Origin of the sequence: Nocardia brasiliensis NBRC 14402 (genome assembly GCF_000308475.2) — a bacterium.
Taxonomy (GTDB): Bacteria; Actinomycetota; Actinomycetes; order Mycobacteriales; family Mycobacteriaceae; genus Nocardia; species Nocardia brasiliensis.
Window position 1 is genome coordinate 1 of the sequence record NZ_BAFT02000063.1, and the last position, 22443, is coordinate 22443.

22 protein-coding genes are annotated in these 22443 nt (G+C 68.4%); 17 read left to right on the forward strand and 5 right to left on the reverse strand.

All coding sequences use genetic code 11. The annotated features are described in order from the left end of the window. Positions 1-549: 549 nt before the first annotated feature. Together TY25_RS44185 and TY25_RS21650 are read left to right on the forward strand one after the other, a co-directional pair. Entirely contained in the window at positions 550-3414 is a 2865-nt protein-coding gene (locus TY25_RS44185) for a primosomal protein N' (protein WP_226887267.1), read from the forward strand. Positions 3415-3584: 170 nt separating this feature from the next. After that, positions 3585-3989 carry a subtilase-type protease inhibitor gene (locus tag TY25_RS21650; RefSeq protein ID WP_042258841.1) on the forward strand — a complete coding sequence of 135 codons (405 nt, stop codon included), beginning with the start codon at positions 3585-3587 and terminating at the stop codon, positions 3987-3989. On the opposite strand, the gene TY25_RS21655 is transcribed toward TY25_RS21650, so the two are convergent. After that, complete coding sequence (locus TY25_RS21655; protein ID WP_226887268.1) at positions 3986-4402, reverse strand: DUF6196 family protein; 417 nt, start codon at positions 4400-4402, stop codon at positions 3986-3988. The genes TY25_RS21650 and TY25_RS21655 overlap by 4 nt on opposite strands. A gap of 64 nt (positions 4403-4466) precedes the next feature. Between TY25_RS21655 and TY25_RS21660 the strand changes: the two genes are divergently transcribed. Together TY25_RS21660 and TY25_RS21665 are read left to right on the forward strand one after the other, a co-directional pair. Further along, positions 4467-5072 (forward strand): TetR/AcrR family transcriptional regulator, encoded by a 606-nt coding sequence (locus tag TY25_RS21660; RefSeq protein ID WP_042258844.1) that lies wholly within the window; start codon positions 4467-4469, stop codon positions 5070-5072. After that, a complete protein-coding gene (locus TY25_RS21665; protein WP_052383108.1) occupies positions 5069-5761 on the forward strand; it encodes a YqeB family protein in 693 nt (230 codons plus the stop codon). The genes TY25_RS21660 and TY25_RS21665 overlap by 4 nt, the downstream gene beginning before the upstream one ends. A gap of 10 nt (positions 5762-5771) precedes the next feature. On the opposite strand, the gene TY25_RS21670 is transcribed toward TY25_RS21665, so the two are convergent. Beyond that, complete coding sequence (locus TY25_RS21670) at positions 5772-6617, reverse strand: SDR family oxidoreductase (protein WP_042258845.1); 846 nt, start codon at positions 6615-6617, stop codon at positions 5772-5774. Positions 6618-6696: 79 nt separating this feature from the next. On the opposite strand from TY25_RS21670, the gene TY25_RS21675 reads away from it, so the two are divergent. The 7 genes from TY25_RS21675 to TY25_RS21705 all read left to right on the forward strand — a co-directional run bounded on the left by TY25_RS21675 (position 6697) and on the right by TY25_RS21705 (position 13607). Next, positions 6697-7281 (forward strand): TetR/AcrR family transcriptional regulator, encoded by a 585-nt coding sequence (locus TY25_RS21675; RefSeq protein ID WP_169744350.1) that lies wholly within the window; start codon positions 6697-6699, stop codon positions 7279-7281. Positions 7282-7373: 92 nt separating this feature from the next. Next, the gene (locus tag TY25_RS21680) at positions 7374-8030 is read left to right on the forward strand and encodes a PadR family transcriptional regulator (protein ID WP_042258847.1); all 657 of its coding nucleotides are present in this window, start codon (positions 7374-7376) and stop codon (positions 8028-8030) included. A 61-nt stretch (positions 8031-8091) separates the two neighbouring features. After that, the gene (locus tag TY25_RS21685; protein ID WP_370466249.1) at positions 8092-9099 is read left to right on the forward strand and encodes an esterase/lipase family protein; all 1008 of its coding nucleotides are present in this window, start codon (positions 8092-8094) and stop codon (positions 9097-9099) included. Positions 9100-9249: 150 nt separating this feature from the next. Further along, on the forward strand, positions 9250-9816 hold the full coding sequence (def, locus tag TY25_RS21690) for a peptide deformylase (protein WP_042258961.1): 567 nt from the start codon (positions 9250-9252) through the stop codon (positions 9814-9816). Next, positions 9816-10739, forward strand: a complete 924-nt coding sequence (gene fmt / locus TY25_RS21695; RefSeq protein WP_042258849.1) for a methionyl-tRNA formyltransferase — start codon at positions 9816-9818, stop codon at positions 10737-10739. The genes def and fmt overlap by 1 nt, the downstream gene beginning before the upstream one ends. A gap of 622 nt (positions 10740-11361) precedes the next feature. Continuing rightward, positions 11362-12801 (forward strand): RsmB/NOP family class I SAM-dependent RNA methyltransferase, encoded by a 1440-nt coding sequence (locus TY25_RS21700; RefSeq protein ID WP_081869005.1) that lies wholly within the window; start codon positions 11362-11364, stop codon positions 12799-12801. A 461-nt stretch (positions 12802-13262) separates the two neighbouring features. Then, a complete protein-coding gene (locus tag TY25_RS21705; RefSeq protein ID WP_042258851.1) occupies positions 13263-13607 on the forward strand; it encodes an MmcQ/YjbR family DNA-binding protein in 345 nt (114 codons plus the stop codon). Between the two features lies 1 nt (position 13608). On the opposite strand, the gene TY25_RS21710 is transcribed toward TY25_RS21705, so the two are convergent. Then, entirely contained in the window at positions 13609-14511 is a 903-nt protein-coding gene (locus tag TY25_RS21710) for an RNA polymerase sigma factor SigF (protein ID WP_088606732.1), read from the reverse strand. Beyond that, complete coding sequence (locus tag TY25_RS21715) at positions 14511-14933, reverse strand: ATP-binding protein (protein ID WP_029903159.1); 423 nt, start codon at positions 14931-14933, stop codon at positions 14511-14513. The genes TY25_RS21710 and TY25_RS21715 overlap by 1 nt, the downstream gene beginning before the upstream one ends. A gap of 96 nt (positions 14934-15029) precedes the next feature. Here TY25_RS21715 and rpe point away from each other — a divergent pair, with 96 nt between their 5' ends. Continuing rightward, positions 15030-15680: a ribulose-phosphate 3-epimerase gene (gene rpe, locus TY25_RS21720; RefSeq protein WP_042258963.1), complete on the forward strand. Its 651-nt coding sequence runs from the start codon at positions 15030-15032 to the stop codon at positions 15678-15680. Between the two features lie 838 nt (positions 15681-16518). Here rpe and TY25_RS21725 read toward each other — a convergent pair. Continuing rightward, positions 16519-16989 (reverse strand): hypothetical protein, encoded by a 471-nt coding sequence (locus tag TY25_RS21725; protein WP_042258852.1) that lies wholly within the window; start codon positions 16987-16989, stop codon positions 16519-16521. Between the two features lie 600 nt (positions 16990-17589). Between TY25_RS21725 and TY25_RS21730 the strand changes: the two genes are divergently transcribed. The 5 genes from TY25_RS21730 to TY25_RS21750 all read left to right on the forward strand — a co-directional run bounded on the left by TY25_RS21730 (position 17590) and on the right by TY25_RS21750 (position 22331). Next, positions 17590-18213, forward strand: coding sequence for a riboflavin synthase (locus TY25_RS21730; protein WP_042258853.1), 624 nt, complete (start codon positions 17590-17592; stop codon positions 18211-18213). A 151-nt stretch (positions 18214-18364) separates the two neighbouring features. Further along, positions 18365-19609 carry a bifunctional 3,4-dihydroxy-2-butanone-4-phosphate synthase/GTP cyclohydrolase II gene (locus tag TY25_RS21735; protein ID WP_029903165.1) on the forward strand — a complete coding sequence of 415 codons (1245 nt, stop codon included), beginning with the start codon at positions 18365-18367 and terminating at the stop codon, positions 19607-19609. Positions 19610-19630: 21 nt separating this feature from the next. Next, the gene (gene ribH / locus TY25_RS21740; protein ID WP_014986425.1) at positions 19631-20110 is read left to right on the forward strand and encodes a 6,7-dimethyl-8-ribityllumazine synthase; all 480 of its coding nucleotides are present in this window, start codon (positions 19631-19633) and stop codon (positions 20108-20110) included. A 306-nt stretch (positions 20111-20416) separates the two neighbouring features. Beyond that, on the forward strand, positions 20417-20911 hold the full coding sequence (locus TY25_RS21745; protein ID WP_042258854.1) for a PH domain-containing protein: 495 nt from the start codon (positions 20417-20419) through the stop codon (positions 20909-20911). A gap of 880 nt (positions 20912-21791) precedes the next feature. Next, on the forward strand, positions 21792-22331 hold the full coding sequence (locus TY25_RS21750) for a GNAT family N-acetyltransferase (RefSeq protein WP_042258855.1): 540 nt from the start codon (positions 21792-21794) through the stop codon (positions 22329-22331). Positions 22332-22443: the final 112 nt, after the last annotated feature.

Consider the following 22443-nt stretch of genomic DNA (forward strand, 5'->3'; position numbering starts at 1 on the left):
TCGCGGATTGCGTCGGGGGGCTGACGCGCTGTTGGGGCGTGGCGTTCAGCGTCCGGCGGCGGGTTTTCGGTGGTCTTCGAGCCGTCACGTGATGTCAAGGGGGGCTATCCCCGGGTGGGTGTTTCGAGCGCACTCTGGCCGTTCATTTCGGCCGGATCCGGGGCGGAATTCTTGTTACCGGCCTTGCGGTGGTGACTTGCCGACGGGTTGCGTAGCGGCCGTCATCGAGGCAGGTCAGCCCGGCTTGGACGAAGGTTGCCAGCGCGTTGCGAAGGGCTACGTGCTGCCGTGGCACCGGGCGGATGCGTCGCGGATTCGCTGCGAGGTGCCTGCCGTGGTGTCGGATCGGCGTTGCGCTGGCCGGGGGCTGCGACGGAAGGTCGGGCAGCCGGCTCAGAAGTCGCTGTCGAGCAGGGTGCGCGCTTACATGTCGGTGGAGCGGATGGCTTGCGTGCCACGGTCGGCGGCTGAGCCGACCAGACCTGCGTGAGCGAGCCGACGGCGGAAACCCCTGCCTCGCAAGGGGTTCTGCCGGTAGGGCCTGCGAGCATGGAGTACCCGATTGCCCGGGTGCTTCCGCTGCTGTCGCCCGCACACCTGGACCGTGACTTCGATTACCTGGTCCCGCCCGAGCTGGACGAACTCGCGCAACCGGGCGTGCGCGTGCGCGTCCGCTTCGCCGGACGATTGGTCGACGGCTATCTCCTGGAGCGTCGCGCGCGCAGCGACCACAGCGGCAAACTGGTGAAACTCGAACGCGTCGTCTCCGCCGAACGCGTCCTGACCCCCGAAATCCGCCAACTGACCACCGCCGTAGCCGCGCGCTACGCCGGCACCCGAGCCGACGTCCTCCGCCTCGCCATCCCACCCCGCCACGCCCGCACCGAAACCGGCGGCAAAAAGAAGTCCGCGACCGCACAAGAACTTTCCGCGGACGACGACGAGACCACCGACGATCCCAACCGCGAAGAAAACGGCGGGACCGCACGCACCTCCCCTCCGGCACCCCCGCAACGCGTCCCCGCCGCCCCGGCAGACGCCGAGACCGCGTCACCTGCCGACCCCGAAACCGGTGGCACCGGGAAGAACTCCGCTGCCGCGTTGTCATCTCCCGAGTCCGGGTCATCGACGGACCCGGCCTCGCCGTCAGGCGTAGTACCGCAACAGATTCCGCCGCCCGAGTTCTCGCATGCCGACGCGGAGTTGCTCGGTAGTCCCAGCGTTGTGGCGGCGCGTGCTGCGGGGAGCGGCGCGGCAGGTTCGGCCGGTGCCGATTCGACAGGCCCGCAGCAGGTTTCGCCCGCGCCCTCGGAAGGTGCCGCGGCTGGCTCAGCTGCCGAAGGTGGGACCGAAGAGGCATCCGACAATACGGAAGGCGTCCGATCGGATGCGGTTGTGCCGCCGGATCCGTCTGCGGCCGATGGAGCCGCGCCGACTTCGGCGATCGTCTCGGTGGCTGATCCCGCTCCGTCCGAGATGGGAGCCGCTGGCGAGGCGACGCAACAGGTTTCGCCCGCAGCACGGGATAGTGCAGCACCGCAGCGGGTTTCGCCGCGCATGTTCTCGCATGCAGATGCGGCGTCGCCCGGCATGTCGGACCATGCTGCCGAACTGCCGGATTCGACTGATGCGGCGCGGACGGATGTGGATTCTTCGCCTCGATCGCCGGGGGAGGGTGAGCAGGTCGGGTCCGAGACCGGGGCGTTGACCGGTGGTCCTTCCGTCGCGAGCGGTGGCAGCGGCGGCGGTGTGGCGCAAGAGGATTCGACCGCCGACGTGGCCGAGGCGTCGCCGGGTGTGCAGGTTCCGGATGCTTGGCATCGGTATGTGCATGGGCCTGCGTTTGTGACGGCGCTGGCGCAGGGGAAAGGGCCGCGGGCGGCTTGGCAGGCGTTGCCGGGGGAGGATTGGCCGCGTCGGCTCGCGGAGTTGGCGGCGACGGTGGCGGGTGCGGGACGCAGTGCGATCCTGATGGTGCCGGATCAGCGGGATCTGGATCGGGTGCTGGCGGAATGCGAACGGCTGCTGGGGGATTCGGCGGTCGGGTTGTCGGCGGGGTTGGGTCCGGCCGCGCGGTATCGGCGCTGGCTTTCGGTGTTGCGCGGGACGGCGCGGGTGGTGGTCGGCACCCGCAGCGCGGTTTTCGCGCCCGCCGACAATCTCGGGCTCATCGCGATCTGGGACGACGGGGACGACACCTACGCCGAGCCGCGCGCACCGTATCCGCACGCGCGCGAGGTGGCCATGCTGCGCTCGCACGAGACGGGGGCGGCGTTCGTCGCAGCGGGTTTCGCGCGGACGGCGGAGATCCAGGCGGTCGTGGAAACCGGATGGGCGCACGACCTGGTGGCCGACCGCGCGGTGGTGCGCAAAGCTTCCCCGCGCATCAGCGTGCCCGGCGATTCCGATGCCGCGCTGGAACGGGACCCGGTCGCGCGGGCGGTCCGCATTCCCGCGGTCGCTTTCGCCGCCGCCCGATCCGCGCTGAAGGAGGGTGCGGGCGTGCTGGTGCAGGTGCCGCGCCGCGGCTATGTCCCGGCGCTGGCCTGCGCGAAATGCCGGACCCCGGCGCGCTGCCGCCATTGCAACGGTCCGCTCGCACTGCCGGACGGCCGTGCGGGGCAACGACATTCACCTGAGCCCGCGCACAGTCCGAGCTGTCGCTGGTGCGGTATCACTGAGGCTGCGTTTCGCTGCCAGGCCTGTGGTTCGCGGGCGCTGCGCGCGGTGGTGATCGGCGCGATTCGCACGGCGGAGGAGCTCGGCCGCGCTTTTCCCGGCGTGCCGATCCGTGGTTCGAGTGGTGGCGCGATGCTCGACACCGTGGAGCCCGGCCCGCAGGTGGTGGTGGCCACGGTCGGCGCGGAACCAGTTCTGCCCGGTGGCTACGGCGTGGCGCTGCTGCTGGACAGCTGGGCCCTGCTCGGCCGCGCCGATCTGCGGGCAGCCGAGGACGCGTTGCGCCGCTGGATGACCGCGGCGACGCTGGTGCGTTCGCACGGGCAGGTGTTCGTCGTCGCGGAGCCCTCGATTCCCACGGTGCAGACGCTGCTGCGCTGGGATCCGGTCGGCCATGCCCGGGCTGAGCTGGCCAGTCGCGCCGAGGTCGGTTTCCCGCCTGCTGTGCGCATGGCGGCGATCGACGGCACCTCCGATTCGATCGCCGAATTGCTCTCCACCGCAACCCTTCCCGACGATGTCGTGGTGCTCGGCCCGGTCCCGCTGCCACCTGCGGCCCGCAAACCGTTCTCCTCTGGCGATTCCCCTGCCGAGGTCGAACGGATCCTGTTGCGGGTGGACCGCAGGTCCGGCGCCGCGCTCGCCCGTGCCCTCACCGCCGCCCAGGCGGTCCGCAGTACGCACCGTTCCGACGCACCCCTGCGCGTCCAGATCGATCCGGTCGATATCGGCTGAGTGCAGCCGCACACCAACGTCTGCACGTTCATCCGTGCGTGGCGGCGCCGCGTTCTCGCCGCGAGGGACTCCCACGTCCGCCGATACACGCCCACGAGCTCACGAAACCGGTTCCGCCACCCCTCGGCGCGTTGGTCCCGCGCGCGGATCGCCCGTGCTTAACTCTCCACGTGCCGACGACTCCGCTCCGCCGCATCCTCGCGACCGTGTGCCTTGCGTTCGCCACCCTCGCCCTGTCCGTCGCCTGCGGGAAGTCCGATTCCGCGCCGGCCCGGACCACCCTCGACCTCGCGGTGAGCGGGGGGCAGACGCTGGGCGTGCAGCCCACGCGTGTCTCGCTCACCTGCGAACCGGCCGGTGGCGATCACGCGAATCCCGATGGGGCGTGTGCCGCGCTGATCGGCGCGGGCGGCGATTTCGACAAGCTGGCCGGCGATCCCAGCACGATGTGCGCGCAGGTCTACGACCCGGTCACCGCGACGGCGACCGGCACGTGGCAGGGCAAAGCGGTGAAGTGGGAGAAGCAGTTCAGCAACAGTTGCGAACTGCGCGCCAAAACCACCCCGGTGTTCTAGTCCGAGGGGGAGCGCAGCGTCTCGATCTCACGCTCGACGGCGGCCAGCAACTCGACCGGACAGCCCCAATAGTCGTAGATACCTCCCCGTTCCCGATTGCTCCCGCACACCACGAACACCCCGGTGCCCAGCGCTCGTTTGAGGTGACCCGCGAGCCAGCCCACGAACCCGCTGTTGTCCATGCCGGTGGGGAAGTGGAACGAGAACAGGCCGAACTTTTCCACGTCGGGCCCGTCGGCCTCCGCGAACGGGACGAGCGCGCTCCAGCTCTGCGCGTCGCGGACCACCGCCAGCGTGCGGGCGGACAGCTGTGGCGGTTCGGCCAGCGGGCTTTCCCGGAAACACCACACGCCCGGCTGCACCTCGAGCACCGCGGCCGCGAGTACGCGCCGAAGGCGTTGGGCGGTGGCCAACGGTAACAACCTTGCGTCCGAATAATTATTTAACTGGCCGATCAGTTAATGATACGATCGCCGCATGGCACGCACCGTGGACCCCGATCGAGTCGCCGAGCGACGCCGCGCCATCACGGCCGCGGCCGCCGAGCTGTTCGGCTCGCACGGCTACGAGAACACCACCGCCACGCAGATCGCGCGGGTCGCCGGGATGAGTTCCGGCAGCGTCTTCTACTACTTCAAAGACAAGGCCGCCGTCTTCCGCTCGATCTTCGAGGCCTCGATTCCCGAACACGCGGAAGTCATTGCGCGCCACATCGATCGGACCGACTGCGTGGCCGCGGTGCTCGACATCGTGGACGCGCTGGCCGCCGAGGCGCTCGACCCGGTGGCGCCCGGTCTGATGGTCGAGTTGCTACGACGCATCGATCAGGACGAGGAGCTGACGCGGGTGGTGCTGGAGGACGCGCGGCTCAGCGCCGAAGCGCTCACCACGCTGCTGGAGCGCGGGGTGCGCGCGGGGCAACTGGACTCCGGTTTCCCGCCCGCGGAAACCGCGCGCTGGATCCTCGCAGTCGTCGACGCGGCCTTCCTCAACGCCGATCCCGCGCACCCGCACGATCCGCGCCCGCTGGTGCGCGCGACCGTGTCGCGGCTGCTGCGACCGACCGAAACGGAGCAACCGTGACCATTACCTCCGCACCCACTGTCCTGCGCTTTTCCGTCCTGTGGGCCTGGGCGTTCTCGATCGGCGGGTTGTTGCTCGGCGTCGGGCTCGGGTTCGTCGTCCGCCCGTTCGGGCACTGGGTTATCGATACCTTCGATGCGACGCCGGGCCCGCTGCGCATCGCGATGACGGTGCCGCCGGTGTGGCTGATACCGGTCACCTCCGTCGTCGGCGTCGTCGCCGGGATCGTGCTGTTCGAGGTGGCCCGGCACGAGGCGCTCACGCTGACCGTCACCGACGACCACGTCGAGCTGTCGCAGAACGGCCGGGCACGGCATGTGCCGCGCAAGAGCGTCGCCGCCGTGTTCCGCGAAGGCGCGGACCTGGTGCTCACCGACCGGTCGCAACGCCCGCTGGCCCGATTCGGGGCAAAGGACCTGTCCCGCAACGATATCGAGCAGGCGTTCCGGGACCACGGCTATCCCTGGCTCGACCAGGACGATCCGTTCGGCGCCGACTTCCTGCGCTGGGTCGACGGCCGCCCGGAGTCCGGCCCCGCCGTCGACGCTGTGCTGCGCGCGCGGCGGCGGGCGCTGGCCGACGAAAAGCCGCTCGCGGTCGAAGAACTCGACGAGGAGCTGCTCGCCCTCGGCGTCGATGTCCGAGACCGCCAGGGCGAGCAGCACATTCGCTTCTTCGATCAGGTGTGAACCTCGCGGGTCAGGCGAACGCCGCGCGATTGCGTTGCGCCCACTGCGCATAGCTCGTCGGCTTGCGGCCCAGCACGCGCTGCACATCGGCGCTGAGTTCGAGTTCCGCGGCGGTCGGCGTGCCGAGGATCGCCAGCGTGTGTTCGACCACCGGTTCCGGCATGAACCGTGTCATTCCGGTAAACGCCTGTGCCCGAGTCAATTCCACGAAACGCACGGGGGCGTCGAGTGCCGCCCCGATGGCCGCCGCCTGTTCCCGCGGCGTGCTCAGCGCGGGACCGGTCAGCGTGTAGGTCTGCCCGGCGTGCCCGTCTTCGCGGAGTGCGGCGGCCGCCACCGCGGCGATATCGGCCGGGTCGATCGACGGCAGGCCGATGGCGCCGAAGGGCGCGGCGACCGTGCGGTCCGCGCGCACGGATGCGGCCCACGCGTAGGTGTTGGCGTAGAAGCCCGCGGGCCGCAGGATGGTCCACGCCAGGTCGGACCGTCGAATGGCGTCCTCGAACGCGGCCAACCTGGCATAGCCCGCGGCACCGGGCCGGGTCGCCACGCCCTGCGACGACACGAAGACCACCCGCCGGACCCCGCCCGCCGCGGCGACCGCGAGTACTTGCTCCGGTGCCGGACCGTCGATCAGTTGCTCGCCGGTGATGAGCAGGAACAGCGCGTCGGCGCCCGCGACCGCGGGGGCGAGGCTGCCGGGATCGGCGAGGTCGGCCCGCATCGACCGCACACCGCTCGGCCACTCGATCGGCCGGTTGCCCCGCGATACCGCCGTGACGTTCTCGCCCGCGTCGGCCAGGGTCTGCACGAGGTGTGCGCCGATGTTTCCGGTTGCTCCGGTGACCACGATCATGCTGTCGAATCCTTCTTAGTTAGTTGACTGACTAAATGAAACATAGCCGCGTCTGCCCAGCTTGTCTATAGTGAGTTGGGTGACTAACTCAGTGGCTGGGGAGCGGCCGAAGGGCGGCAAGCGAGAACGGCTCGGCGCGGCGGCGGCCCGGGTGTTCCACGAGCAAGGGGTGGAAAAGACGACCATCGCCGATATCGCGCACGCCGCCGACGTGCCGGTCGGCAACGTCTACTACTACTTCAAGACCAAGGATCAACTGGTCCGCGCCGCGATCGGTGCGCACGACCACACGTTGACCGAGCTGATCGTCCTGCTCGAGCAGTTGCCCGCGCCGCAGGATCGGCTCAAAGCGCTGATTCGCGGGTGGGTCGATCAGCGGGAGACCGCCGCACGGATCGGGTGTCCGTCGGGGACGCTCGCGACCGAACTGGACAAGCGGGCCGACGGTCTGGACCGCGAACTCGCCGCGGTCATGCGGCGATTGGTCGACTGGGTCGAGGAGCAGTTCGCCGCGATGGGCCGAGCCGACGCGGCCGAGCTGGCCGTCGCGCTGATCGCGGCTTATCAAGGAACCTCGTTGCTCACCAACACGTTTCGCGATCCGTCGTTGATGGCGACGGAGGGGGATCGACTGGCGCGCTGGATCGACTCGCTCGTGAGCTGAGTCGCCTTATTCTCTGTAGACCCTTGCGTTCGATGCATTGCCGATATATCGTCGATACTATGAAACGAACACGAGAGCCTGAGGAGGCTTACATGGAGAACCAAGGACATCGAGATTTCGGACGGCGCGGCCCCTGGTCGCGACCGGGTGGCGAGGACTTCGACCCCCGCCAGCGGTTCCGCCGCGGCAGGCACGGGCATGGCCACGGACCCGATTTCGGTCCGGGCTTCGGCCCAGGATTCGGACCCGGCTTCGGTCCGGGTTTCGGTCGCGGGCGTGGCCGCGGTGGCCGGGGCAGGCGCGGTGACGTGCGTGCCGCAGTGCTGCTACTGCTCACCGAGCGGCCGATGCACGGCTACGAACTCATCCAGCAGATCCGCGAGCGCAGCGACGACGTCTGGCGCCCGAGCCCGGGGTCGATCTACCCCGCGCTGGCCCAGCTGGAAGACGAGGGACTCGTCCTCATCGACAAGATCGCCGGTCGCAAGACCGCGCAGCTGACCGAGGCGGGCACCGCGTACGTCACCGAGCACAAGGACGAACTGGGCGACCCGTGGGCGGACGTCAAGGAAGACGTCGGCGCGCAAGCGATCGATCTGCGCGGTCTGCTCGGCCAGGTGATGGGCGCGGTCGCACAGGTGGCGTCCGTCGGCACCCCCGAACAGGCGACGCGGGCGGCGGAACTGCTCACCGAGACCCGCAAATCGCTCTACCGGATCCTCGCCGAAGACGAGACCCCCGAAAAGTAACGGGGTGTGAAACACCGCGCCGGAGTGCACATTTGAACCGAATCCGGTAGATCATTGTGAAATGCAACAGTCTAGGGGTTCGTGGGGTTGGGGAAAGTCACTCTTGTGCAGGGCCGGGGTGGCCGTGGCGCTGGCCGGAGCCGTAGTTCTCGGCTCCGGGCCGGCGCAGGCCGCGCCCCTCGGTTACCTGCCGCCCGAGGTGCCTTCCGAACCCGGCCCGTCGCAGTCCGATCATCTGGCCGCGGCGTGGTACAAGAAAGCACATCCGAACGCGGTGCCGATCGGCACCAACAATTTCGACTGCAAGCCGACCGCCGGACGTCCGCGCCCGGTGGTCCTCGCACACGGCACCGACTCCAGCGCCTACTCCGATTGGTCCGGGATCGCACCGCAACTCACCGCGGCCGGATTCTGTGTCTTCGCGCTCAACTACGGCGGTAAGCCGGGCGCCGAAACCTTCGGCACCGAAGATGTGGTGCTCAGCTCCTACCAGATCGGCGCGTTCGTCGATCAGGTACTGGCCGCGACCGGCGCCGAAAAGGTGGACCTGGTCGGCTTCTCGCAAGGCGCGACCGTCACGCGGTACTACCTCAACAAGCTCGGGGGAGCAGCCAAGGTCGGGCAGTGGGTCGGGCTCGCGTCGCCGAGCTACGGCGGCGTGATGTACGGCCTGGTGCCGATCGTGCAGGCGGTGCCCGGTGGAATGGCGGCCTTCGCCCGGGTGACCTCGCTGGCCGCGGTGCAGCAGGCGCAGGGCTCGACGATCATGGTCGAGTTGAACGCGGGCGGCGACACCGTGCCGGGTCCGCGCTACACCACGATCGGCAGCCGGGTCGACGAGATGATCCAGCCGTTCAGCAATATCGCGCTGCGCGGTGCGAACGCGACGAACATCGTGTTGCAGGACCGCTGCCCGACGAACCTGACCGGACACTTCCACATGGTCTACGACCCGTTCGTGCAGCAACTGCTGCTGACCGTGCTCGACCCGAGCGCGCCCGCGCCGGTCTGCCGGCCGGTCGCGCTCGGCACCGGGATCCCCGAGGTGATCGTCGCCGGGCACTCCTGAGGACTTGCTCGCGGCGGGCGGCCGGGCGGAGGAACCGTCACCCCGCCCGACCGCACTCGAGTTCTACCAGCTTCCGACTGGTGAATCGGGGACATTCGGTCGTCTCACTAGAATGAGACGACCGTGTTCGTCCGCTTCCGGGAGTTTGCCGTGACCATTCAGCCTGTTCGCCTGTTCGGCGATCCCATTCTGCGCGCCCGCGCGGCGGAGGTCACCGCATTCGACCGGGAACTGCAGCAGCTGGTGACCGACCTGACCGACACCATGCACGACGACGGTGGCGTCGGAATGGCGGCACCGCAGATCGGAGTGGGGTTGCGTGTGTTCGTGTACGACACTCATGACGCGGCGGGGCATCTGGTGAACCCGCAGTGGGAAGTCATCGGCGACGAAGAGCAGGTCGGGCCGGAAGGCTGCCTGTCCATCCCCGGGGTGCGCCACGACACCCGGCGGGCGCTGCGGGTACGCGCCAGCGGCGTCGACATGCATGGCGCGCCAGTCGAATTCATCGCCGAAGGGCTGCTGGCGCGGTGCGTGCAGCACGAGACCGATCATCTCGACGGCGTGCTGTTCATCGATCGGCTCGACCCGGCCGAGCGCAAGGACGCGATGCGGACCATTCGCGAATCCGATTGGTTCAGTGCGGGTGTCACCGCCCGGCCGTCGCGGTCGGTGAGCGGAGCGGGCCAGGCCGGTCCGTTCGGACGGGGTCGCTGATGCGCATCGTCTTCGCGGGCACGCCGGAACCGGCCGTGCCGTCGCTGCGTCGCTTCCTCGAATCCAGCCGGCACGACGTGATCGCCGTGGTCACCCGGCCCGACGCTGTCGCAGGCCGCGGCCGCAAGGTGACCCGCTCGCCGGTCGGCCTGCTCGCCGACGAGCACGGCATACCGGTGCTGACCCCGCGGCGGCCGTCCGAACCCGAATTCATCGAGCAGCTCACCGAATTGGCGCCGGACTGCTGTCCGGTCGTGGCCTACGGGGCGTTGCTGCCGCAGCGGGTGCTCGACATCCCGCGCTTCGGCTGGATCAACCTGCACTTCTCGCTGCTGCCCGCCTGGCGCGGCGCGGCGCCGGTGCAGGCCGCGATCAACGCGGGCGACGAGATCACCGGCGCGTCCACCTTCCAGATCGAAGCCGGCCTCGACACCGGACCGGTGTTCGGCACCGTCACCGAGAAGATCGACGTCACCGATACCGCAGGCATCCTGCTCGACCGGCTCGCCGAAAGCGGCGCCCGGTTGCTGGAAGCCACCCTGGACGGCGTGGAAGACGGGACGCTGCACTCGGTTCCGCAACCCGCCGAAGGCATTTCGCACGCCGCCAAGGTGACCGCCGAGGCCGCGCACATCCGCTGGGACCTGCCCGCCCTCGCCATCGGCCGCCGCATCCGCGCGGTCACCCCGGCACCTGGCGCATGGACCGAAATCGGCGGTGCCCGACTGAAACTCGGACCCGTCGAACTCGTCGAAGAAGAGCTGCCGCCGCGCAGCATCGAGGTCCGCAAAGCGGGGGTCTTCGTCGGCACCGCGACCACCGCGGTCCGGCTCGACCAAGTCCAGCCCCAAGGCAAACGCATGATGGCGGCCCTCGACTGGGCCCGCGGGGCTCGCCTGCAACCCGGCGCGGAGTTCGAGTGAGGATCATCGATCGGACTCAGGGGTGGGCCGAGTGCGGCGGCGTGGCCTCGTCGCAGCATCCAGATCAGGTTCGCGGCGTCGCGCCGCGACCGCGACCAGAGCGGTGGAATATGACAGCACGGCGCAGTATCTCGGTACCCGGCCGGACTGTCGGCTCCCGGCGCGTCGGAGTGGTCGCGTGACACCGCCGGAAGGTAAGGGCGGCAACGAGTCTCGCGGTTCGAAGCCGGGCGGTTCGAGAAGTGGTAGTGGGTACACCGGGTCCGGTGCGGGCTCGGGACGCGAGGGATCCCGCGGTCGCAGCGATGCCGGTCGACCCGGCGGCCCCAACCGCTCGGCTGCGCGGAACGAAGAGCGCTCTGGAGCAGCTCGCTCCGGTGCGAAACAATCTGCTTCCCAGGCGAAGTGGAAGCGTGCCGACAACTCGGCAAGCGCACAACCCGACCCAAATGGTGCGGCCGGGACGGAGCGTCGTGCGCGGTCCGGGGGTCAACCGAACAGCGGCGCGACGAAAGGTGGTGCGCGCGTGGGCGGTCGGGACGGTGGGGCGGGCGGCGGTGGTGGCGTGGGTGCTTCGCGGTCCGGTGGTCGTTCAGGTGGGGCGGCGAATGGTGGTGCGCGCGTGGGTGGTCGAGCCGGTGGGGCGGCGCAGGGGGCCAAGCGCGGGTCCGGCGGCAAGGGGGAAGGGGTGGCGAAACGGGGTGGGAAGGATCGGGTTCCGGAGGGGGTGGATGCGGCTCGGCTTGTCGCGCGGGATGTGTTGCGGGCGGTGCGGGAGCGGGACGCGTATGCGAATCTCGTGCTGCCCGGCCTGCTTCGGGACCGGAAGGTGACGGGGCGGGACGCGGCGTTGGCGACCGAACTCGCCTACGGTGCGTGCCGGTCGCAAGGCCTGCTGGATGCGGTGATCGAGGCCGGTGCGGGGCGCCCGATCGTCGAGATCGACGGTCCACTGCTGGATGTGTTGCGGCTCGGCGTCTATCAACTGTTGCGGACCCGGATCGGTGCGCACGCCGCCGTGGACACCTCGGTGGCGCTCGCGCGTACCGAAGCCGGGGCGGGTAAAGCCGGATTCGTGAACGCGGTACTGCGACGCGCGGGGGAGAAAACCGTCGACGAGTGGGTGGAGACCCTGGCGCCGCGAGATCCCGTGGGCCACTTGGCTTTCGAGTTCGCGCACCCGGTGTGGATTGCGCAGGCATTCGCGGACGCGCTCGGCGCGCGAGCGGGCGAACTGCGCGACGCACTGGCCGCCGACGACGCGCGCCCGGCCGTCCATCTGGTCGCCAGGCCCGGCGATATCACCGCCGAGGAACTGGCGCTGGTGACCGGCGGCGAGGAAGGGCGCTGGTCGCCGTACGCGGTCTATCTCGACGGCGGTGATCCCGGAAAGCTGGAGCCGGTCCGCGACGGCATGGCCGCCGTTCAGGACGAAGGCAGTCAGCTGGTCGCACTGGCGCTGACCAGGGCGCCGCTCGACGGACCGGACGGTGGCCGCTGGCTCGACCTCTGCGCCGGACCCGGCGGAAAGGCCGCGCTGCTCGGTGCGCTCGCCGGTATCGACGGGTTCCACGTCGACGCGGTGGAGCCCGCCGAGCATCGCGCCGAACTCGTCCGCAAGGCGGTGCACGGCCTGCCGGTCGACGTGCACGTCACCGACGGTCGCAGCAGCGGCCTGACACCCGGCTACGACCGCATCCTGGTCGACGCCCCGTGCACCGGTCTCGGCGCACTGCGCCGCCGTCCGGAGGCTCGCTGGCGCCGCACCCCCGCCGACGTCGCCGAACTGGTTCAGCTCCAGCGCGAATTGCTCACCGCCGCATGGGATCTGCTCCGCCCCGGCGGCGTCCTGCTGTACTCGACCTGCTCGCCCCACCTCCCCGAAACGGTGGCGGTCGTCGCCGACGCGGTCCGCCGCACCGGCGCCGAACAACTCGACACCCGCGACCTCCTCCCCGGCGTGTCCGACGTAGGCGACGGCCCCACCGCACAACTGTGGCCGCACCGCCATGGCACCGACGCCATGTTCATGGCCGCCCTCCGCAAACCCGCCACCCCCTGAGCCCTGCGGGCGACTCCAGCTAGTCGCTCGGCCTACCGGTCGTCTGCGGGTCACCCCTCCGTGGACCGGCCACCCACGGATTGCCCACGGCCAACCTGTCCACAGAGGTTTGCCGCCCGTGGCCCACCACCGTATTCGGTACCGGCGCAAAGGGATCGGCCGCGCAGTCCTGCGGGCGAGTGCTCGGCCGGGAACGAGTTGTCTGCGGCGGGCCGGGGAGGCCTCCCGAGCGCTGATCTCGCGCGTCGCGGGCTCCGTCTCCGCGGTGACGAGGGGCGGCGCCGCCGGATCGGTCGAGGGCCACCGTCGTAGTCGTTGCGCTCTCATGGCTACCGGTGTCGGGGCTCGGCCGCGGAAGTCGACCCGTACGGCGGGTGCGCCGGACTGGGCCGCGTCCGCCCTCACGACTCGGGTTCCATTCGTCCAATCGTGACGGCGCAGGGGTACGGCATACTCGGGGTATGGCTCTGACCTGGCAGGATGTGGTGGCGGTGGCGACCGAGCTGCCCGGTGTCGAGGAATCGACGTGGTGGCGCAGCCCGGCATTGAAGGTCGGCGGGAAAGGGTTCGGCAGGTTGCGGGTGGAGGCGGAGGGCGGGTTGGTGCTCGCCTGTGATCTCGCCGAGAAGGAGGCGCTGCTCGCGTCTGGTGACCCGGCGTTCTTCACCACCCCGCACTACGACGGCCACCCCTACATCCTGATCGACCTCGAACACATCGATCGGGACCACCTGCGCGAACTGCTGGACGACGCATGGTGGCGCACCGCCCCGCCGAAGCTCCGCACCCAGCGCCAACCGGAGTGAACTATTCCCGGCTGCTCTGTTCCCGCAGCCGGGCAAGGGTTTTCGCGAGGATGCGGGAGACGTGCATCTGCGAGATCCCCATCTGCTGCGCGATCTGCGTCTGCGTCATCGACTCGAAGAACCGCATGGTGAGAATCCGGCGTTCCCGTTCGGGCAGGCCGGCCAGCAGCGGACGGATCGCGACGTACTCTTCGACCCGATCGAACTGGGTTTCTTCCTCGCCGAGGGTGTCGAGCAGCGAAGCGTCGGTGTCGCGGCCGAGCGTGGCCGCGTCGATGGAACTCGGCTGGTAGGCGTTGCCCGCGATGACGGCCTGGGTCACCTCGTCCGGGTCCACGTCCAGTTCGGCCGCGATCTCCTTCGCCGTCGGTGAGCGGCCGAGCCGCTGCGACAGCGCATCGATCGCGGCGCCGATGCGCAGGTGAGTTTCCTTGACCCGCCGCGGGACTCGCATCGCCCAGGTGTTGTCCCGGAAGTAGCGGCGCACCTCGCCCATGATGGTCGGCACCGCGAAGGACAGGAAATTGGAGCCGCGCTCGATATCGAAGCGGTCCACCGCGTGCACCAACCCGACCCGTGCCACCTGGGTCAGATCGTCGAACGGTTCACCGCGCCCGCTGAATTTGCGCGCGATGTGATCGGCGAGCGGAATGCACCGGCTGATCAGTTCGGCACGGATCGCCGCATGCCGCGCGGTGCCCGCCGTGCTTGCGCCCAACTGCTGGAACAGCAAGCCGACATCGTCGTAACCCGCGACGGTGCTTGCCGTTTCGAGGGTTTCGCTGTCCTCGGCGGCGTCTTCCTCGCTGATCTTTTCGGCCTCGGCGGAGGTGGTTTCGGAATCGTCGGTGGCGGTTTCGGCGTCATCTCGTTCCGAGTCGAACACGGTGTCCTCGTCCGCCACTACGCTTTCCCCCGGACCCGACGGAACTCGACCGTCGTCGGATATCCGGATACTGCCGAGTCGAATGAATCCTGAGTGGCCTGGACCTCATCGGTCAGGGTGCGCAGCACATGCCAGCCGAAACTGCGTTGATCGGGTAAGCCCTCCTTGTCGGCGATGCCGCTCACCTTGACCAGCAATTCGGTCTCGCCGACGGTGAAACGGCAGTGCAGGCTCGTCCCCGGACCCGCGACCGCGATGAGGGTGGAGCAGACCTCGTCGACCGCGAGCCGGATATCGGCCACCTCGTCCAATGTGAAATCGCTTAGTAGGACCAGAGTTTCGGCGAGCCCACGAACGATGGGCAGCTGCGTGACCGATGCGGCCACCCGAATCTCCACCGGGGTGCTGTAGAGCCCCTGTTCCGCCGAAATGTTGATCACCCTATGCAGGCTACCCACTCCCGCGCTGGGCAACCCCCAGTACCGATAGACTGCGGCGTTGTGTCCACCCCGACTTACGCGCGCCCGGCCGTCCCGATGATCGCCCCGTCCATCCTGTCCGCCGATTTCGCGCATCTCGCGGATGAGGCCCGAGCCGTCGAGGGCGCCGACTGGCTGCACGTCGACGTGATGGACGCGCACTTCGTTCCGAACCTGACCCTGGGCCTACCGGTGGTGGAAAGCCTGTTGAAGGCCACCGACATCCCGCTCGACTGCCACTTGATGATCGAGGACCCGGGCCGCTGGGCACCCCCGTACGCCGAGGCGGGCGCCTACAACGTGACCTTCCACGCCGAAGCGACCGACAACCCCATCGCGGTGGCCCGCGACATCCGTGCGGCCGGCGCCAAGGCCGGGCTCTCGGTGAAGCCGAACACGCCGATCGAGCCGTACCTGGAGATTCTGCGCGAGTTCGACACGCTGCTGGTGATGAGCGTCGAGCCCGGCTTCGGCGGGCAGTCGTTCATCGCCGACGTCCTCGACAAGGCACGCACCGTCCGCCGCCTGGTCGACGCCGGCGAACTGCGCCTGCTGGTCGAAATCGACGGCGGCATCAACACCAACACCATCGAAGCCGCGGCGGAAGCAGGCATCGACTGCTTCGTCGCCGGATCCGCGGTCTACAACACCGCCGACCCCGCAGCCACCGTCCAGGCCCTCCGCAAACAAGCTGCCGCCCACCGCTGAAACCGGCGGCCCGGTCTCACTGCTGAAACCGGCGGCCCGGTCTCACTGCTGAAACCGGCGGCCCGGTCACCGGCGGAGCGGGGAGTCGCCGACCGCAGGACCCGGTGGCACTACCCGTAAAATTCGGCGCGGCGTACGGCTGTCGCAGGTTGCCGCCACCTGAAATAGGTGGCCGCCGTCCGCTGAACACTTGGACAGTTGATCACCAGGTAATGGTGGCGGCATCGGCCGAGAGGGTGCCGCCACCATTACCTGGTGATCGCCTGACCAACTCCCGGCCGTGCCGATCTCGCGTCCAGCTTTCCGAACTTGCGTTGCGCCTTCCTGAAATCGGGGGGGCCTTCTTGAACTCGGGGGGCCTCCCGAACTTGCGTCGGCCGTCCCTGACCTCGCGTCGGCCGTCCTGAACGCGCGTCGAGTCGTTCTGAACGCGCGTCGAGTCGTTCTGAACGCGCGTCGAGTCGTTCTGAACGCGCGTCGAGTCGTTCTGAACGCGCGTCGAGTCGTTCTGAACGCGCGTCGAGTCGTTCTGAACGCGCGTCGAGTCGTTCTGAACGCGCGTCGAGTCGTTCTGAACGCGCGTCGAGCCGCCCTGAACGCGCGTCGAGCCGCCCTGAACGCGCGTCGAGCCGCCCTGAACGCGCGTCGAGCCGCCCTGAATTCACGTAGGGCCGCCTGGGCTCGTGTCGGCTCGCGCTCGATTTGCGTTGCGCCGTATCTGAATTCGTGTCAGCCGTCCCCAACTCGCACGGGTCGCCGTGAACTCGGGTTGCGCCGTCCTGAGCCTGGGGCACGTCCCGAACTTGCGTTGCGCCGCCCGGAACTTACGTGCCAACCCTCAGAGGGCGCCGCTCTTTCGCGTGCCCATCTCGCGGGTCGCTTCGATCACCGCGGTGAGGGGTGGGCGGGTGGTGGCTGGTTCGGGTGGGCGGATCCAGGTGCGGTAACCGGTGCGTTCGTCGTCGGGGGACGGCAGGACGACCTGGCTGCCGGTGCAGGCGACGGTCGCGTACATCCGGAACAGTTCGGCGGAGACCGCGGCGGACAGGGTGTCGGGGCGGTATGGGCCGGTGAGGAAGGTCCAGCGCTTGGCGCGCGGATGATCGACGACCGGTCCGGCGATATCGGCCTGTTCGAGCCGCTGCTGCACCCGCGCGCCGAGATCGGCGGGCATGGTGATGGCACCGTAGTGGGTGCCTATGTGCAGGAGTATGCGGCGCGAGGTGGGATCGATCGATGCGGGGAGGTGGAATTCGCGGCGATACTGCACGCAGCGAACCTCCAGCGTCGAGTCGAGAAAAGTGGTCACGCCGCGCCCCCAACTGTGTCGGACTTGATTGGACCCACTGTGGTTTCTGACTTCCTCGAGTGGTGGACATCCCTGGGTCGAACTTCCTGAGGGGCCTGACCGGCGTCCCCAGGTCGAACCGTTCCGCGCTGAACTGGTCGGATTTGAAGTTGAACGGTAGGAATCAGCTACATAACAATATTGCGTCTATTTCGATCACGGCGCAAGGAAACGTTAAAAGTGTGTTGCCCGTGGGTATGAACCCGAATGGGCGCCGAACGGATAGCTGGATCGCCTTCTTGCGGTATCAAAAATGCGTTCGCAAATTCGCGTCGGGAAGAATAATGCGACTTTTCCGTATGCGTGAACGTAATTCCCCGACAATTCATTATCAAACCCTTGGTCGACTGCGACTTCTCCGGCAGTCGGTCTGCTTCTCTCGGCGGTTGCCGGGACCAGGTTCGAGTAGGTCGACACCCGGGCGCGAGCCTGGCAGTCCGCGGGCGAACCGGCGTCGGCCGCGCGAACTAAGCTGAGACAACCGGCAGCGACCGGCGGGAATTCCTGCCGCGGCCGGGCTGTTCCGCAACCGGGGACCACAACGCGACAGGGAGTCAGGGCATGTTCACAGGCATCGTCGAGGAGCTGGGCGAGATCGTCGCCACCGAGCGGTTGGCCGACGCCGCCCGGCTGACCATCCGAGGCGAGCTGGTGACCTCCGATGCCGGGCACGGTGATTCGATCGCCGTCAACGGCGTGTGCTTGACCGTGGTGGAGGTGGTCGGCGGCGACTCGTTCACCGTCGACGTGATGCAGGAGACGCTGAACCGCTCGAGCATCGGCAAGCTGGACACCGGATCGAAGGTCAACCTGGAACGCGCCGCGGCGCTGAACAGCAGGCTCGGCGGGCACCTGGTGCAGGGGCACGTCGACGGTACCGGCACCGTGCTCGCGCGCACGCCCTCGGACAACTGGGATGTCGTGCGCATCTCGCTGCCCGACTCGATCGCCCGCTACGTGGTGCAGAAGGGCTCGATCACCGTCGACGGCATCTCGCTCACCGTCTCCGGTCTCGGCGTCGCCGACGGGCCCGCCGACACCGACAGCAAGGACTGGTTCGAGGTCTCGCTGATCCCCACCACCCTTGCCCTGACGAATCTGGGCTTTGCCACCGTCGGCACGACGGTCAATCTGGAGGTGGATGTGATCGCCAAGTATGTGGAGCGGTTGCAACAGCGAGGCTGAACGCGAAAACAACAGTGCGGCCGCGCACCGATCCGGGCGCACCGCAGACGACCACCACGCGCGAGGCAGGCGAAGGCGCAGCGCCGCAGGCGCTGCGAGTCGGACACAGTAGTGTGGGGGCGGACCTAATTCGAGATGGAGCACAACAGACGTGACCAGGTTCGACACCATCGAGCGCGCAGTCGCCGACATCGCCGCCGGTAAGGCGGTCGTCGTCGTCGACGACGAGGACCGTGAGAACGAGGGCGACCTCATCTTCGCGGCGGAGAAGGCCACCCCGGAGTTGGTGGCCTTCATGATTCGCTACACCTCCGGTTACATCTGTGTGCCGTTGACGGGTGACGACTGCGACCGGCTCGGGCTGCCGCCGATGTACGCGATGAACCAGGACAAGCACGGCACCGCCTACACGGTGGCGGTCGATGCTCGGGAAGGCATCACCACCGGCATCTCGGGCGCCGACCGCGCGCACACCATGCGTCTGCTCGCCGCCGCCGACACCAAGGCCGACGACTTCACCCGCCCGGGGCACGTGGTGCCGCTGCGCGCGAAAGATGGTGGCGTGCTGCGCCGTCCCGGTCACACCGAGGCGGCGGTCGACCTGTCCCGGATGGCCGGGCTGCGGCCCGCGGGCGTGATCTGCGAGATCGTCAGCCAGAAGGACGAGGGCCACATGGCCCGCACCGAAGAGCTGCGCGTCTTCGCCGACGAGCACAACCTCGCGCTGATCTCCATCGCCGACATGATCGCCTGGCGGCGTAAGCACGAAAAGCACGTGGTGCGGGTCGCCGAAGCGCGCATCCCGACCGCGCACGGCGAGTTCATGGCCGTCGGGTACCAGAGCATCTACGACGAGGTCGAGCACGTGGCGCTGGTGCGCGGCGATCTCGCCGACGGTGACGACGTGCTGGTCCGGGTGCACTCCGAATGCCTGACCGGCGACGTGTTCGGCTCGCTGCGCTGCGACTGTGGTCCGCAGCTGGACGCCGCACTGGAGATGGTGGCCCAAGAAGGCCGCGGGGTGGTGCTGTACATGCGCGGACACGAAGGTCGCGGCATCGGGCTGATGCACAAGCTGCAGGCCTACCAGTTGCAGGACTCCGGTCACGACACCGTCGACGCGAACCTCGAACTCGGACTGCCCGCCGACGCCCGCGACTACGGCACCGGCGCGCAGATCCTGGTCGACCTGGGGATCCGTTCCATGCGACTACTCACCAACAACCCGGCCAAACGCGTCGGGTTGGACGGATACGGTCTGCGCATCACCGAGCGCGTGCCGATGCCCTTGCGCGCCAACGCCGAAAACCTGCACTACCTGCGGACCAAACGAGACCGCATGGGCCACGACCTGATCGGGCTGGACGACATCGATCTGGGCGAAACCGCCCGCTGACCCACGGAAAGGCCACTATCGATGAGCGGTACCGGCGTACCGACTTTCGCGCTCGCGGATGCCAAGGACCTCAAGCTGGGCATCGTCGCGTCGCGCTGGCACACCACGATCTGCGACACCCTGGTGGCGAATGCCGAACAGGTCGCCAAAGAAGCCGGCGTGGTGCACGTGACGGTGGTGCGCTGCGCGGGCGCGATGGAGCTGCCGGTGGTGGCGCAGGAACTGGCCCGCACGCATGACGCGGTGGTCGCGCTCGGCGTCGTGATCCGAGGTGGAACACCGCATTTCGAGTACGTGTGCGATGCCGTGACGGCCGGGCTCACCCGGGTGTCGCTGGACGCGGGCACCCCCGTCGCGAACGGCGTGCTCACCACCAACAACGAGGAGCAGGCGCTCGACCGCGCCGGGCTCCCCGGTTCCGCCGAAAACAAGGGCGAACAAGCGTGTGCCGCGGCCCTCGACGCCGCCCTCACCCTGCGCGCCCTGCGCCAGTCGGCATAATGCGCTCGGTGGGTTCGGTGAGCGTGGTGGGCCCGGTCGGCTCGATCAATGCCGCGCTTCGGTGGGCTCGGTGCGTGTGGTGCGCTCGGTGAGCGTGGTGGGCCCGGTCGGCTTGATCAGTTCGGTCGGCTCGGTGCGCGTGGTGGGCTCGGTCGGTTCGGTGCGCTTGGTGCGACGGGGTTACGTTAGCCGTCGTCGACCGGGGTCGTCGAGGTTGAGGCGGCGTAATCAGATGTGCTCCACGGCGATTCGCTCGTCCATTGTCGGCCGTAAGCGGTCGGCCCTAGTGCAGGGGTGTAGGTAGCGATGCCGGTGGTGCGCATTTTCCGGAGGAACGCCGAAGCGGCGCAAGCCGAGTCGCCCGAGTGGGACTTCGAGGTGCGACCGCGGCGTGCGGTGCGTACCGCGTGGATCGTCGCCACCCTGATCGCCGCGGCCTTTCTCGTCGGCGGCATCTGGCTGCGCTCCGGTTCGACCGGTGTGAACTTCCGGGTGGCCGACCAGATCGCCATGATCGGCATCGGCCTGCTCATCGCCGGCGGAGTCCTCATGCTCACCAGGCCCCGGGTACGCGTCGGCCCGAGCGGCGTCACCGTTCGAAATGTGCTGGGTGACAACGAATTCCCCTGGGACACCGTCCGCGGTGTCGCCTTCCCCGACCGCAAATCCTGGGCCCGCCTCGAACTCGTCAACGACGACTACGTCCCCCTCCTGGCCATCCGCTCCAACGACAAAGCACACGCCGCCACCGCCATGGACAAACTCCGCGAACTCGGCGCAAAGTACACCGCCGAAAAGTAGTCAGCACGCTCCACAACGTCGTGCCGAGTACGCCGTCGGCAAGCAGTCCTGTGTTCGCACTAGGGAAGCTCGGCGTCAGACGGCCGCCTGGTCTGCGTGCCCTTGGCAAGCTTGTGAGCTTGGTGGCCGAGTACGTCGTCGGTAAGCAGTAGCGTGATCGCAGCGGGGGAGGCACAGCGACTGGGTGCTCTATGGTCTGTGCCGCCTTGGGCAAGCTGCGCGAGACTTCTTGATCCGCGTGGGCAGGGGTGATTTTCGTGGGCTCGTGCTGAGACGGCTTCAGCGGTAGCCCGTCCGGAGGGTGCAGTCGGCGAGTTCAGGGCCGAGTAGGTCGTGAGTGACTCAAGGTGCCTGGCTGGTGGCTGTCCGCGTGGCGAATGTGTCCGTCTGGGTTGGTTCGATAGCGTCGGTTTGGGCTTGTTGGCTGGCTGCCGAAGTGTGACTTGCCCAATGGGGTGTTCCTGCCGCGGGCGTTACAGGGATGGTGCTGAGCACGTCGTGTGCCGTACCCGGCTGTAGGTGCAGATCAGGTGCGCCGCGCGATGTTCCAGCGTGGTCATCTGGCTGTGGTTGCGTCTCGAGCGGCTTGGGGAAGGGGGCGATGGGAAGCGGGCCGGGTGGGTCTGGACCAAGCGACAGATAGGTTGAGGGTCGCAGAGGTTTCGTACGGTTCACAGGGGCTGTAGGCCTTGTGAACCGTATGGAAAGTCTGTGAGCCCCTGGCGCACAGCGGGTCGGCACCGGTCGGACATGCGGAGGCGCAACGACACCGCGGATACCTCGTCAAAGGAACCGTCGAGCACGGCACCACTGCCAGATGACCACGCTGGGACAGGGCTGCCTCCACCTCACACCTCGGCCGATTCGATAGCCTCGCGCTATGGAGTTGGGAGCGGTTGTGCTGGCGGAGGCGTATGCCGACGATCCGCTGATGACGTACTTCTGGCCGAATGCGGAGCGGCGGGGTAAGGCGTTGCCGTTGTTCTGGGAAGCGCGGATTGCGGCGCGGGCGGAGACCGGCATGGTCGATGTCGCGCTCGATGAGGATCGGAACGTCGTGAGTGTCGCGCTGTGGGAGCCGGTCGGGGTGATCTCGCCGATTGCCAAGCATTTCACGCTGGTTCGGGCGTTGCGGAGCAGTCTGCCGCGTGCGCTCGCGGTTTCGCATCGGATGGAAGAGGCTCGGCCCGCGACTCCGCATCTCTATCTGGCCGCGGTTGGCACTCGGCCGGACGCGCAACGCAAAGGTTTCGCGACCTCCCTGCTGGAACAGCGGTTGGCGACCTCGGCCGAACCTTGCTTCCTGATCGCGAACGCCAAGACCACCATGCCCTTCTACGACCGCTTCGGCTTCCACCCCGAGCCCGAACTCCCCCTCGACCACGGCCCCGTCCTCTACCCCATGCGCCTGGCGCGCTGAACCCGAAATCCCGCACCACTTCTAGGGATTCGCACCCCTTTCCGGCCCCAGAGAGGGTGCGGATCCTTAGAAGTGGTGCGGATGTGCGAAGCAGGTGAACGTGCGCCTGGCA

Coding starts and splice junctions, on each gene's coding strand:
- TY25_RS44185 (WP_226887267.1), top strand. CDS start 550: ATGGAGTACCCGATTGCCCGGGTGCTTCCGCTGCTGTCGCCCGCACAC.
- TY25_RS21660 (WP_042258844.1), top strand. CDS start 4,467: ATGGCACGCACCGTGGACCCCGATCGAGTCGCCGAGCGACGCCGCGCC.
- TY25_RS21670 (WP_042258845.1), bottom strand. CDS start 6,617: ATGATCGTGGTCACCGGAGCAACCGGAAACATCGGCGCACACCTCGTG.
- TY25_RS21680 (WP_042258847.1), top strand. CDS start 7,374: ATGGAGAACCAAGGACATCGAGATTTCGGACGGCGCGGCCCCTGGTCG.
- TY25_RS21685 (WP_370466249.1), top strand. CDS start 8,092: ATGCAACAGTCTAGGGGTTCGTGGGGTTGGGGAAAGTCACTCTTGTGC.
- fmt (WP_042258849.1), top strand. CDS start 9,816: ATGCGCATCGTCTTCGCGGGCACGCCGGAACCGGCCGTGCCGTCGCTG.
- TY25_RS21705 (WP_042258851.1), top strand. CDS start 13,263: ATGGCTCTGACCTGGCAGGATGTGGTGGCGGTGGCGACCGAGCTGCCC.
- rpe (WP_042258963.1), top strand. CDS start 15,030: ATGATCGCCCCGTCCATCCTGTCCGCCGATTTCGCGCATCTCGCGGAT.
- TY25_RS21730 (WP_042258853.1), top strand. CDS start 17,590: ATGTTCACAGGCATCGTCGAGGAGCTGGGCGAGATCGTCGCCACCGAG.
- ribH (WP_014986425.1), top strand. CDS start 19,631: ATGAGCGGTACCGGCGTACCGACTTTCGCGCTCGCGGATGCCAAGGAC.
- TY25_RS21745 (WP_042258854.1), top strand. CDS start 20,417: ATGCCGGTGGTGCGCATTTTCCGGAGGAACGCCGAAGCGGCGCAAGCC.
- TY25_RS21750 (WP_042258855.1), top strand. CDS start 21,792: ATGGAGTTGGGAGCGGTTGTGCTGGCGGAGGCGTATGCCGACGATCCG.